Consider the following 11840-nt stretch of genomic DNA (forward strand, 5'->3'; position numbering starts at 1 on the left):
ATTGCAGTGCCAAAAGGTTGATGTTCGCAAGACAACCACTAAAAAGATACTTTTCCGCTCTGGTGTTGAAAGGTTGACGTTTGCAAGACAGTCGTGCAGTGAGTGTCTGTGTAAATATCAATAAATATCAATAAGATAGGCTATTTCAGCGCCGAAAGGTTGACGTCTGCAAGACAACCACTAAAAAGATACTTTTTAGCTCTGGCGCTGAAAGGTTGACGTCTGCAAGACTGAAGTGGCTCCCTGCGTGTTGAGTAGGTTCTGAGGGGTTAAAGGTTGATGCCTGTGAGACACGACTGGCAACCCAAGCGTAATGCGGGTTCTGAGAGGGCGAAAGGTTGATGCCTGTGAGACACGACTGGCAACCCAAGCGTAATGCGGGTTCTGAGCGGGCGAAAGGTTGATGCCTGTGAGACACGACTGGCAACCCAAGCGTAATACAGGTTCCGAGGGCGAGAAAGAATGATACTGTTGGATAGATAAAAGTATCTATTGATAGATATTTTAGATAGATAGATTGTTTTATGTGTTCATTGGTAACAACCACCAGCAAAAGGTTGATTTTAAATTTACCTAAATCAACCTTTGTTGTATATTCTTCATCTATTATTCTACTTTAGTCTAAAACAGTATGCTGCTATGAAGAAGAAACAACTCAGTAATCTGACACTTTTCACGAATGTTCGTCATTCTGATGATTTCAATCTATCTCTTGCTAGTTTGCCTATATCTGCCAAGCGGGTCCTGTTTTTGATTCTTGCACAGATATCCGATCCGAGAGAGAGGGTGGAAGAAGAAGAAATTAGTTTTGATGTGACCGCAAAACAGTATGCAGAGATTTGCGGGGTGGACATTAAAACAGCATATAATGCCTTACCGGATGCAGTTGACACTCTTTTATCATCACACATTTATGAGGATCTAAGTGAAGAAGGTTTTAAACGTGCTTTTAAAACGAACATCACTTCAGGTGCTAAATACTTCTTCGACGAAGGCTATTGTACAATTTACTTCAACCAAAAGGTATTTCCTTACTTCTTTGAATTATCTAAAAAATTTACCACTATGAATTTATTCCATGTAGCTAGATTGTCAGATGTCAACATGACCAATTTTTATCAAATGATCATGAAGCGCTATTCAAAGAGCAATACTGTTCGGGAATACAACACTTCTTTTACGATTGGTGTAGAGGAACTGAAAGATGAGATGTGGTTATTTAAGCTCGATAAGAAGGATAATAAGCAGTATTTATACCAGAACTACAAAGACCTAGGACAGTTACTGAAGAAGCTGGCTAGAGGATTGAGCGAAAAAACGAATATTAAGGACATCACTATTACAATTGAGTCGCGCAAAGCCCGCAAGGCTTCTGTATTAAGGATATCGTATTCAGTTATTAAAGAGAGTGCTACTAATTCTTTACCAACAGAAGAAGAATTGGATGCAATCGAAAAACAGTTAGGTTTATTACAGTAATAATGTACAAAAATAAAAGGTTAAAAGAGAAAATAACTCTGTACGCTTTGCAAAACCAGAATTATAAAAAAAATGCTATGTTGAGTCATATTCAGGATGATTTATTCGAAATGAAATCTTCCGGTATGTCTTGGAATGCGATCATGGATGTATTACCGGCTTACGGCTTGATGGTCAGTGATACGTGTTTCAGAACCTTTCTGAAGAAAGTCAGAGAACAAGGATGATTGCATGATCGGTCATATTTCATTTTGTAAAAGTCGCCATGAAATATGCCAACATACAAAAGATGGTGTAGTTACATGGGCGTTCCACCCTGAACAGCCGCGTCTAGAGAAAAGGGGGAGAAAAAAAGAGAAAAAGAGAGAAAAAAGAGCGAGTCAGGGGCGCAGATGTCTAAGTTTCGCTCCTGTATTTGTTGAACGCTTATTTGTATGTTGGCATATTTGGTTATGATTCTTTCTTTCTAAGAACAGGAGTTTCATGTGATGCTTGATAGCTATATTGGTTCATTGCTGAAGTACCTCCACCAGCTTGACTCTCTTTTTCGAGATACAAAGGTAATTTCAGCCCTTACCTGTGTCATTCCACCGGTAGAAAATGGTTGTGATGATATCGGTAAATGCATTGAGCCGGTTGTGAATTGGGGTTCTCATGCCTATACATCGGTTATCTCATGTTGGCAGGACTTATACATTTCTCCGTTGTACTCACAAAAGTTTGCGAGGCGAACAGCCGGATATGTACAGTTATCAACTGCGGCTATGGAACTTGCTGATCATCTAATCAAAATCAATACCGTAAAAAACAATATCAGAAGCTCGGTTGTCGCACTGCCGAAATCTGAGCGTTTCAGAATTTTGCGTAAACATCTGAGTAACGTAATGACACTGCATTTGTACCGGAACATTCCTGTATTTAACTCTGACGATGTGATCACTCATGCTTCATATACGTGGGGCTTAAAAGGACTCATGCAGAAAACAGACCCTGTTAAGCTTTATCAGCTCATAGCTGACATAGCAAAAGGCAACGCTGAGTTACAGGACTTAATGGATAAAATCCAAGAGTGCCCTGCTAATAGGCTCAGAATAAAGCGTAGCGTTACGCCGCAGCCGATCTGCAACCTAACCTTTGCCAGTGGGAAAAAACGCTGCATAAACGCTCCTGTGCCGTTTTTGATAGTGCAGGATCAGGATTTTAAAGTAAGTCCCCTGCCATTGTTTACTGCTGAAGCAGACAGACAGGAGCGTTCTGACAAACACAAAACGACTCTCCTTGGCGTGTTTAGGGGGCAACAGATAATTAAGTTGGAAAAATGATGAAGAAAAAAACACAACGGGAATTCTCAACCGCTCGTTTTTACTCTTGTGCTTCAGTTGCCATGTTTTCGTTGATGGGGTGCGTCTCATTGGAGGAACGTGAAAGAGTTGCGTTTGAACTCGTAACAAATGAACCAAACCAAGAGAATATTCAATCTTATCTGAAGCTGGCTGAAGAACTACAAAGAAAGCAGGTTGATGAAGCCAGACAAGCGGCAGATGCGGCTACGTATGAGCGAGACAAAGAGCTCAATGAATATTTCAAACAGTATGGGAGGACCTATAAAAAATGATGAACAACACAGCGTTGTTACAGCACATAGCCTCTGAATTTATAGCCCATTCAGGAGTTCCTGCGAAACCGGCATTTGATAAAATTAGTGCAGGTGATGAAACATTCATTAATGAACTGTCACCATCGGATCTGCTTGAATTACTCGAAAACCCCCTGCCTATTATCATCAATACTTTGACCGGTGAGCATCATTCCGCAATACATAGCCACAGTGACGATATATTGCCCGACTGTACAAACTATGCATATGGGATAGGGTATGAGTCTGCTACTGCTTTGTTTGTATTGGTAGAGGGGATTGAGAGTTACTATCTCGCGCTTAAAGCAAAAGCATATCTGAAGAACCAAAATTATTTGCCGTTCCTGATAAAATTTAACGGTTTAGACAAACATCCTGACAGCCAAAATCTATACTATTAATCACAGAGAAATCATTATGAAATTAGCCTACCCACGCACCAAAGAAAACTACACCCTTAAAGTATTACGTTTGTATGCCCTTACTGAAATATTTGTAACCCCGCCAGTTGTGACCGGTGATATCTATACCGTAGATCTAGCACTGCTGCATATTATGACCCCTAACAATCACTTTAAAGATGAAAGTAAAATAGCGAGTCTAAAACATTCCTATACACATGGCGAAAAGGTTTCACCACTATTGGGGGTCGTCTCAGAAAACGGAAAATAAAGCACGCTAAGCCGGTGGCAGCGGTCGCAATGGCCTAAACTTCCCCGCACCGACCTTGGCGCTGCTGCGCCATAGGTAATCGCCGGTCAGGTTGATGTGCTCCCACCCCAGCGGCGACAGATATTGCAACAATGTGTCGTCCAGCGCCGTGCCGTTGCCACGCAAAGCACTGGTGGCACGCTCCAGATATACCGTGTTCCACAACACGATGGCCGCCGTCACCAGATTGAGGCCGCTGGCCCGGTAGCGCTGCTGCTCAAAACTGCGGTCGCGGATTTCACCCAATCGGTAGAAGAAGACCGCCCTGGCCAGCGCGTTGCGCGCCTCGCCCTTATTCAGCCCCGCATGGACGCGGCGGCGCAGCTCCACGCTTTGCAGCCAATCCAAAATGAACAGCGTGCGCTCGATGCGCCCCAGCTCGCGCAACGCCACGGCCAAGCCGTTCTGGCGCGGGTAGCTGCCGAGTTTGCGCAGCATCAGCGAAGCCGTTACCGTGCCTTGCTTGATGGAGGTGGCCAGCCGCAGAATTTCATCCCAATGGGCGCGTATTTGCTTGATGTTCAGCCTGTCGCTGCTAATCATCGGCTTGAGCGCGTCATAGGCGGCATCGCCCTTGGGGATGAATAGCTTGGTTTCGCCCAAGTCACGGATACGCGGCGCGAAGCGAAATCCCAGCAAATGCATCAAGCCAAACACGTGATCGGTGAAGCCTGCCGTGTCGGTGTAGTGTTCCTCGATGCGCAAGTCCGACTCGTGGTACAGCAGGCCATCAAGCACGTAAGTTGAATCACGAATGCCCACGTTGACCACCTTGGCACTGAAGGGCGCGTACTGGTCGGAGATATGGGTGTAGAAAGTCCGTCCTGGACTGCTTCCATACTTCGGGTTGATATGACCAGTGCTTTCTGCTTTGCTGCCGGTTCTGAAGTTCTGGCCGTCCGACGATGACGTGGTGCCGTCACCCCAGTTGCCGGCGAAGGGTTGCCGAAACTGCGCATTCACCAGCTCGGCCAGCGCCGTCGAATAGGTTTCATCGCGGATGTGCCAGGCTTGCAGCCAAGACAGCTTGGCGTAGGTGGTGCCAGGGCAGGACTCGGCCATTTTGGTCAGACCCAGGTTGATCGCGTCGGCCAGGATCGTCGTCAACAGCAAGGTTTTGTCCTTGGCCGTGTCGCTGGTCTTCAGGTGTGTGAAGTGGCGGGTGAAGCCCGTCCATTCATCGACCTCCATCAGCAACTCGGTGATTTTGAGGTGCGGCAGCAGCATAGCTGTCTGGTCGATCATGGCTTGCGCGGCGTCTGGTACTGCCGCGTCCAGCGGCGTGATCTTCAGGCCTGACGCGGTGGTGATGATGGCATCCGGTAAGTCGTTGGCCGCAGCCATGCGGTTGACTGTGGCGAGTTGCGCCTCCAACAATTCCAACCGGTCATGCAGGTATTGGTCGCAGTCGGTGGCCACTGCCAGCGGCAATTCGCTGGCCAGCTTCAAAGTGGCGAACTTCTCGACCGGCACCAGGTATTCGTCGAAGTCCTTGAACTGGCGAGAACCCTGCACCCAGACATCACCGGAGCGCAGCGCGTTCTTCAGCTCCGACAGGGCGCATAACTCGTAGTAACGCCGGTCGATGCCGTCGTCGGTCAGAACCAGCTTTGCCCAGCGCGGCTTGATGAATGCGGTTGGCGCATCGGCGGGCACCTTGCGCGCGCTGTCGCTGTTCATGCCGCGCAGCATGTCGATGGCATCGAGCACACCCTTGGCGGCGGGCGCAGCCCGCAATTTGAGCACGCCCAGGAACTGCGGCGCGTAGCGGCGTAGCGTGGCATAGCTTTCACCGATGTGGTGCAGGAAATCAAAGTCGGCAGGCCGCGCCAATGTTTGCGCTTCGGTGACGCTGGCGGCGAAGGTGTCCCAGGGCATAACGGCCTCGATGGCGGCGAACGGATCGCTGCCGCTTTGCTTGGCCTCAATCAACGCTTGACCGATGCGCCCATACATCCGCACCTTGTCGTTGATCGCCTTGCCGGAAGCCTGGAACTGCTGCTGATGCTTGTTCTTGGCCGCGTTGAACAGCTTGCCGATGATGCGATCGTGAAGGTCGATGATTTCATCGGTGACGGTGGCCATGCCTTCGATGGCCAGCGCTACCAGCGTGGCATAGCGTCGTTGCACCTCGAACTTTGCCAGATCAGCAGGCGTCATCTGGCCACCTTCACGAGCGATTTTGAGCAGGCGGTTCTGGTGAACCTGCCGCTCGATGCCTGCGGGCAGATCAAGTGCTTGCCAGGATTTCAGGCGCTCAATATGTTCGAGCATGTGGCGAGAGTTCGGTTTGGCAGGCGACTGGCGCAGCCATGCCAGCCACGTCACTTTACTGCCGTCCTTGCGCTTGAGAAGTTCGTCCAGGCGCTGACGGTGGGGTGATAACAAAGAATCGGTCAGCGCCGCGTAAATGCGTCGGTTGGCACGGGTGATGGCCTCGGCGCTTGCGCGCTCGATGGCATTCATGGCGGGCAGGATAATGCTCTGCCGCCGCAGATTCTCGACAAGTGCGCTCGCCAGCACGATGCCTTTGTCGGTCTGCAAGGCCAGCTCGGTCAATGTATGCACGGCTTGCCGATAGTGGCTCATGGTGAAGGGCTTGAACCCAAAAACCGTTTGCAGCTCGACCAAGTGCTCCCGCCGTGTCTGTTCGCGCTGGCCGTACTCGCTCCAACTTTCCACTGGCATCTTGAGTTGCGCGGCCACCATGCGCAACAGGGGCGGAAACGGAGGCTCATCGACGCCCAAAAAGGTGCCAGGGAATCGCAAGTAGCAAAGCTGCACAGCGAAGCCCAATCGATTCGCGGCGCCGCGACGCTGACGGATCACCGACAGGTCGGTTTCGTTGAACGTGTAGTGCCGTATCAGTTCGTCTTTGGCATCTGGCAGTGCCAGCAGGCTTTCGCGCTCGGTGGCGGACAGGATTGAGCGGCGTGGCATGGTCAGTCTTCCCGCAGGTACTGGTACAAGGTTTCGCGGCTGATGCCGAAGTCACGGGCCACCAAGGTTTTTTGGTCGCCTGCCGCAACTCGCCGTTTCAACTCGGCAATTTGTTCGCTGTTCAGCGATTTCTTTCGTCCCCGGTAGGCACCGCGCTGCTTGGCCAGCACGATTCCCTCGCGCTGACGTTCGCGGATCAGGGCGCGCTCGAACTCAGCGAAGGCTCCCATGACCGACAGCATCAGATTGGCCATCGGTGAGTCCTCGCCGGTGAACTTCAGCCCTTCTTTGACGAACTCCATGCGCACGCCCCGTTGTGTCAGCCCTTGGACGATGCGGCGCAGGTCATCAAGGTTGCGTGCCAGCCTGTCCATGCTATGCACCACCACGGTGTCGCCCTCGCGGACGAAGGCCAGCAGCCTTTCCAGCTCGGGACGCTGGGTGTCCTTGCCAGAAGCCTTGTCGGTGAACACCCGCGCCACCTGAACACCCTCCAATTGCCGTTCCGGGTTCTGGTCGAAGCTGCTGACGCGGACATAGCCGATGCGTTGACCTTGCAAGATGCCTCCAAAGGCAAAAGTGTCAGGATGAAATCTATTACCTTTGACGGAATATGTCAATCAATAGGAAATTTAACTCTATTCTGACATCGTTTGCACATGGTGTCGTTTTCAGAAGACGGCTGCACTGAACGTCAGAAGCCGACTGCACTATAGCAGCGGAGGGGTTGGATCCATCAGGCAACGACGGGCTGCTGCCGGCCATCAGCGGACGCAGGGAGGACTTTCCGCAACCGGCCGTTCGATGCGGCACCGATGGCCTTCGCGCAGGGGTAGTGAATCCGCCAGGATTGACTTGCGCTGCCCTACCTCTCACTAGTGAGGGGCGGCAGCGCATCAAGCGGTGAGCGCACTCCGGCACCGCCAACTTTCAGCACATGCGTGTAAATCATCGTCGTAGAGACGTCGGAATGGCCGAGCAGATCCTGCACGGTTCGAATGTCGTAACCGCTGCGGAGCAAGGCCGTCGCGAACGAGTGGCGGAGGGTGTGCGGTGTGGCGGGCTTCGTGATGCCTGCTTGTTCTACGGCACGTTTGAAGGCGCGCTGAAAGGTCTGGTCATACATGTGATGGCGACGCACGACACCGCTCCGTGGATCGGTCGAATGCGTGTGCTGCGCAAAAACCCAGAACCACGGCCAGGAATGCCCGGCGCGCGGATACTTCCGCTCAAGGGCGTCGGGAAGCGCAACGCCGCTGCGGCCCTCGGCCTGGTCCTTCAGCCACCATGCCCGTGCACGCGACAGCTGCTCGCGCAGGCTGGGTGCCAAGCTCTCGGGTAACATCAAGGCCCGATCCTTGGAGCCCTTGCCCTCCCGCACGATGATCGTGCCGTGATCGAAATCCAGATCCTTGACCCGCAGTTGCAAACCCTCACTGATCCGCATGCCCGTTCCATACAGAAGCTGGGCGAACAAACGATGCTCGCCTTCCAGAAAACCGAGGATGCGAACCACTTCATCCGGGGTCAGCACCACCGGCAAGCGCCGCGACGGCCGAGGTCTTCCGATCTCCTGAAGCCAGGGCAGATCCGTGCACAGCACCTTGCCGTAGAAGAACAGCAAGGCCGCCAATGCCTGACGATGCGTGGAGACCGAAACCTTGCGCTCGTTCGCCAGCCAGGACAGAAATGCCTCGACTTCGCTGCTGCCCAAGGTTGCCGGGTGACGCACACCGTGGAAACGGATGAAGGCACGAACCCAGTTGACATAAGCCTGTTCGGTTCGTAAACTGTAATGCAAGTAGCGTATGCGCTCACGCAACTGGTCCAGAACCTTGACCGAACGCAGCGGTGGTAACGGCGCAGTGGCGGTTTTCATGGCTTGTTATGACTGTTTTTTTGTACAGTCTATGCCTCGGGCATCCAAGCAGCAAGCGCGTTACGCCGTGGGTCGATGTTTGATGTTATGGAGCAGCAACGATGTTACGCAGCAGGGCAGTCGCCCTAAAACAAAGTTAGGCCGCATGGACACAACGCAGGTCACATTGATACACAAAATTCTAGCTGCGGCAGATGAGCGAAATCTGCCGCTCTGGATCGGTGGGGGCTGGGCGATCGATGCACGGCTAGGGCGTGTAACACGCAAGCACGATGATATTGATCTGACGTTTCCCGGCGAGAGGCGCGGCGAGCTCGAGGCAATAGTTGAAATGCTCGGCGGGCGCGTCATGGAGGAGTTGGACTATGGATTCTTAGCGGAGATCGGGGATGAGTTACTTGACTGCGAACCTGCTTGGTGGGCAGACGAAGCGTATGAAATCGCGGAGGCTCCGCAGGGCTCGTGCCCAGAGGCGGCTGAGGGCGTCATCGCCGGGCGGCCAGTCCGTTGTAACAGCTGGGAGGCGATCATCTGGGATTACTTTTACTATGCCGATGAAGTACCACCAGTGGACTGGCCTACAAAGCACATAGAGTCCTACAGGCTCGCATGCACCTCACTCGGGGCGGAAAAGGTTGAGGTCTTGCGTGCCGCTTTCAGGTCGCGATATGCGGCCTAACAATTCGTCCAAGCCGACGCCGCTTCGCGGCGCGGCTTAACTCAGGTGTTAGACGGCAAGAAAAGGTTCCACGAACTCTGATGAAAAACTACTTTGACAGCCCTTTCAAAGGGGAGCTTCTTTCTGAGCAAGTGAAAAATCCAAACATCAAAGTAGGCCGTTATAGCTATTACTCTGGCTACTATCACGGCCACTCATTTGATGAATGCGCGCGATACTTGCATCCAGATCGTGATGACGTTGATAAATTGATCATTGGCAGCTTTTGTTCTATAGGAAGCGGGGCTTCCTTCATCATGGCTGGCAATCAGGGGCATCGGCATGACTGGGCATCATCCTTCCCCTTCTTCTATATGCAAGAGGAACCTGCTTTCTCAAGCGCACTCGATGCCTTCCAAAGAGCAGGTGATACCGCCATTGGCAATGATGTCTGGATAGGCTCGGAGGCAATGATTATGCCCGGAATCAAAATTGGAGACGGTGCCGTGATAGGTAGTCGCTCGTTGGTGACAAAAGATGTAGTGCCTTATGCCATCATCGGAGGAAGTCCCGCAAAGCAAATTAAGAAGCGCTTCTCCGATGAGGAAATCTCATTGCTCATGGAGATGGAGTGGTGGAACTGGCCACTGGATAAAATTAAGACAGCAATGCCTCTGCTGTGCTCGTCAAATATTTTTGGTCTGCATAAGTATTGGCGCGAGTTTGTCGTCTAACAATTCATTCAAGCCGACGCCGCTTCGCGGCACGGCTTAATTCTGGCGTTAGCCACCAAGAAGGTGCCATGAAAACATTTGCCGCATATGTAATTATCGCGTGTCTTTCGAGTACGGCATTAGCTGGTTCAATTACAGAAAATACGTCTTGGAACAAAGAGTTCTCTGCCGAAGCCGTCAATGGTGTCTTCGTGCTTTGTAAAAGTAGCAGTAAATCCTGCGCTACCAATGACTTAGCTCGTGCATCAAAGGAATATCTTCCAGCATCAACATTTAAGATCCCCAACGCAATTATCGGCCTAGAAACTGGTGTCATAAAGAATGAGCATCAGGTTTTCAAATGGGACGGAAAGCCAAGAGCCATGAAGCAATGGGAAAGAGACTTGACCTTAAGAGGGGCAATACAAGTTTCAGCTGTTCCCGTATTTCAACAAATCGCCAGAGAAGTTGGCGAAGTAAGAATGCAGAAATACCTTAAAAAATTTTCCTATGGCAACCAGAATATCAGTGGTGGCATTGACAAATTCTGGTTGGAAGGCCAGCTTAGAATTTCCGCAGTTAATCAAGTGGAGTTTCTAGAGTCTCTATATTTAAATAAATTGTCAGCATCTAAAGAAAACCAGCTAATAGTAAAAGAGGCTTTGGTAACGGAGGCGGCACCTGAATATCTAGTGCATTCAAAAACTGGTTTTTCTGGTGTGGGAACTGAGTCAAATCCTGGTGTCGCATGGTGGGTTGGGTGGGTTGAGAAGGAGACAGAGGTTTACTTTTTCGCCTTTAACATGGATATAGACAACGAAAGTAAGTTGCCGCTAAGAAAATCCATTCCCACCAAAATCATGGAAAGTGAGGGCATCATTGGTGGCTAAAACAAAGTTAAACATCATGAGGGAAGCGGTGATCGCCGAAGTATCGACTCAACTATCAGAGGTAGTTGGCGTCATCGAGCGCCATCTCGAACCGACGTTGCTGGCCGTACATTTGTACGGCTCCGCAGTGGATGGCGGCCTGAAGCCACACAGTGATATTGATTTGCTGGTTACGGTGACCGTAAGGCTTGATGAAACAACGCGGCGAGCTTTGATCAACGACCTTTTGGAAACTTCGGCTTCCCCTGGAGAGAGCGAGATTCTCCGCGCTGTAGAAGTCACCATTGTTGTGCACGACGACATCATTCCGTGGCGTTATCCAGCTAAGCGCGAACTGCAATTTGGAGAATGGCAGCGCAATGACATTCTTGCAGGTATCTTCGAGCCAGCCACGATCGACATTGATCTGGCTATCTTGCTGACAAAAGCAAGAGAACATAGCGTTGCCTTGGTAGGTCCAGCGGCGGAGGAACTCTTTGATCCGGTTCCTGAACAGGATCTATTTGAGGCGCTAAATGAAACCTTAACGCTATGGAACTCGCCGCCCGACTGGGCTGGCGATGAGCGAAATGTAGTGCTTACGTTGTCCCGCATTTGGTACAGCGCAGTAACCGGCAAAATCGCGCCGAAGGATGTCGCTGCCGACTGGGCAATGGAGCGCCTGCCGGCCCAGTATCAGCCCGTCATACTTGAAGCTAGACAGGCTTATCTTGGACAAGAAGAAGATCGCTTGGCCTCCCGCGCAGATCAGTTGGAAGAATTTGTTCACTACGTGAAAGGCGAGATCACCAAGGTAGTCGGCAAATAATGTCTAACAATTCGTTCAAGCCGACGCCGCTTCGCGGCGCGGCTTAACTCAAGCGTTAGATGCACTAAGCACATAATTGCTCACAGCCAAACTATCAGGTCAAGTCTGCTTTTATTATTTTTAAGC

At 51.0% G+C, this 11840-nt stretch carries 14 protein-coding genes; 10 read left to right on the forward strand and 4 right to left on the reverse strand.

Annotated elements, in window-relative coordinates; genetic code table 11:
- Nucleotides 1–145 precede the first annotated feature (145 nt).
- On the reverse strand, nt 146–418 hold the full coding sequence (locus tag PR809_RS19670; protein ID WP_217748526.1) for a hypothetical protein: 273 nt from the start codon (nt 416–418) through the stop codon (nt 146–148).
- Nucleotides 419–639: 221 nt separating this feature from the next.
- Between PR809_RS19670 and PR809_RS19675 the strand changes: the two genes are divergently transcribed.
- The 6 genes from PR809_RS19675 to PR809_RS19700 all read left to right on the forward strand — a co-directional run bounded on the left by PR809_RS19675 (nt 640) and on the right by PR809_RS19700 (nt 3787).
- Complete coding sequence (locus PR809_RS19675; RefSeq protein ID WP_125894512.1) at nt 640–1479, forward strand: replication initiation protein; 840 nt, start codon at nt 640–642, stop codon at nt 1477–1479.
- Between the two features lie 77 nt (nt 1480–1556).
- The gene (locus tag PR809_RS19680; protein ID WP_176489344.1) at nt 1557–1706 is read left to right on the forward strand and encodes a hypothetical protein; all 150 of its coding nucleotides are present in this window, start codon (nt 1557–1559) and stop codon (nt 1704–1706) included.
- A gap of 261 nt (nt 1707–1967) precedes the next feature.
- Nucleotides 1968–2801, forward strand: a complete 834-nt coding sequence (locus PR809_RS19685; RefSeq protein ID WP_109910873.1) for a DNA replication terminus site-binding protein — start codon at nt 1968–1970, stop codon at nt 2799–2801.
- Entirely contained in the window at nt 2801–3094 is a 294-nt protein-coding gene (locus PR809_RS19690; RefSeq protein WP_109910874.1) for a hypothetical protein, read from the forward strand. Before PR809_RS19685 ends, PR809_RS19690 begins: the two co-directional genes overlap by 1 nt.
- Nucleotides 3091–3516, forward strand: a complete 426-nt coding sequence (locus tag PR809_RS19695) for a hypothetical protein (RefSeq protein ID WP_109910875.1) — start codon at nt 3091–3093, stop codon at nt 3514–3516. Before PR809_RS19690 ends, PR809_RS19695 begins: the two co-directional genes overlap by 4 nt.
- 16 nt (nt 3517–3532) lie before the next feature.
- On the forward strand, nt 3533–3787 hold the full coding sequence (locus PR809_RS19700; protein WP_109910876.1) for a hypothetical protein: 255 nt from the start codon (nt 3533–3535) through the stop codon (nt 3785–3787).
- A gap of 6 nt (nt 3788–3793) precedes the next feature.
- Here the strand turns inward: PR809_RS19700 and PR809_RS19705 are convergent, their stop codons facing one another.
- The 3 genes from PR809_RS19705 to intI1 all read right to left on the reverse strand — a co-directional run bounded on the left by PR809_RS19705 (nt 3794) and on the right by intI1 (nt 8645).
- Nucleotides 3794–6766, reverse strand: coding sequence for a Tn3 family transposase (locus tag PR809_RS19705; RefSeq protein WP_001138073.1), 2973 nt, complete (start codon nt 6764–6766; stop codon nt 3794–3796).
- Nucleotides 6767–6768: 2 nt separating this feature from the next.
- Nucleotides 6769–7326, reverse strand: coding sequence for a recombinase family protein (locus PR809_RS19710; RefSeq protein WP_001162012.1), 558 nt, complete (start codon nt 7324–7326; stop codon nt 6769–6771).
- Between the two features lie 305 nt (nt 7327–7631).
- Complete coding sequence (gene intI1 / locus PR809_RS19715) at nt 7632–8645, reverse strand: class 1 integron integrase IntI1 (RefSeq protein ID WP_000845054.1); 1014 nt, start codon at nt 8643–8645, stop codon at nt 7632–7634.
- Nucleotides 8646–8790: 145 nt separating this feature from the next.
- Between intI1 and aadB the strand changes: the two genes are divergently transcribed.
- The 4 genes from aadB to aadA1 all read left to right on the forward strand — a co-directional run bounded on the left by aadB (nt 8791) and on the right by aadA1 (nt 11714).
- Entirely contained in the window at nt 8791–9324 is a 534-nt protein-coding gene (gene aadB, locus PR809_RS19720; protein WP_000381802.1) for an aminoglycoside nucleotidyltransferase ANT(2'')-Ia, read from the forward strand.
- Between the two features lie 80 nt (nt 9325–9404).
- Complete coding sequence (locus tag PR809_RS19725; RefSeq protein ID WP_048608591.1) at nt 9405–10037, forward strand: type B-3 chloramphenicol O-acetyltransferase CatB8; 633 nt, start codon at nt 9405–9407, stop codon at nt 10035–10037.
- Nucleotides 10038–10105: 68 nt separating this feature from the next.
- On the forward strand, nt 10106–10906 hold the full coding sequence (locus tag PR809_RS19730; protein ID WP_000846390.1) for an oxacillin-hydrolyzing class D beta-lactamase OXA-10: 801 nt from the start codon (nt 10106–10108) through the stop codon (nt 10904–10906).
- 16 nt (nt 10907–10922) lie between these two features.
- Nucleotides 10923–11714 (forward strand): ANT(3'')-Ia family aminoglycoside nucleotidyltransferase AadA1, encoded by a 792-nt coding sequence (aadA1, locus tag PR809_RS19735; protein ID WP_001206316.1) that lies wholly within the window; start codon nt 10923–10925, stop codon nt 11712–11714.
- Nucleotides 11715–11840 lie beyond the last annotated feature (126 nt).

The sequence above is a fragment of the Providencia sp. PROV201 genome (assembly GCF_028479545.1).
Lineage (GTDB): Bacteria > Pseudomonadota > Gammaproteobacteria > Enterobacterales > Enterobacteriaceae > Providencia > Providencia huaxiensis.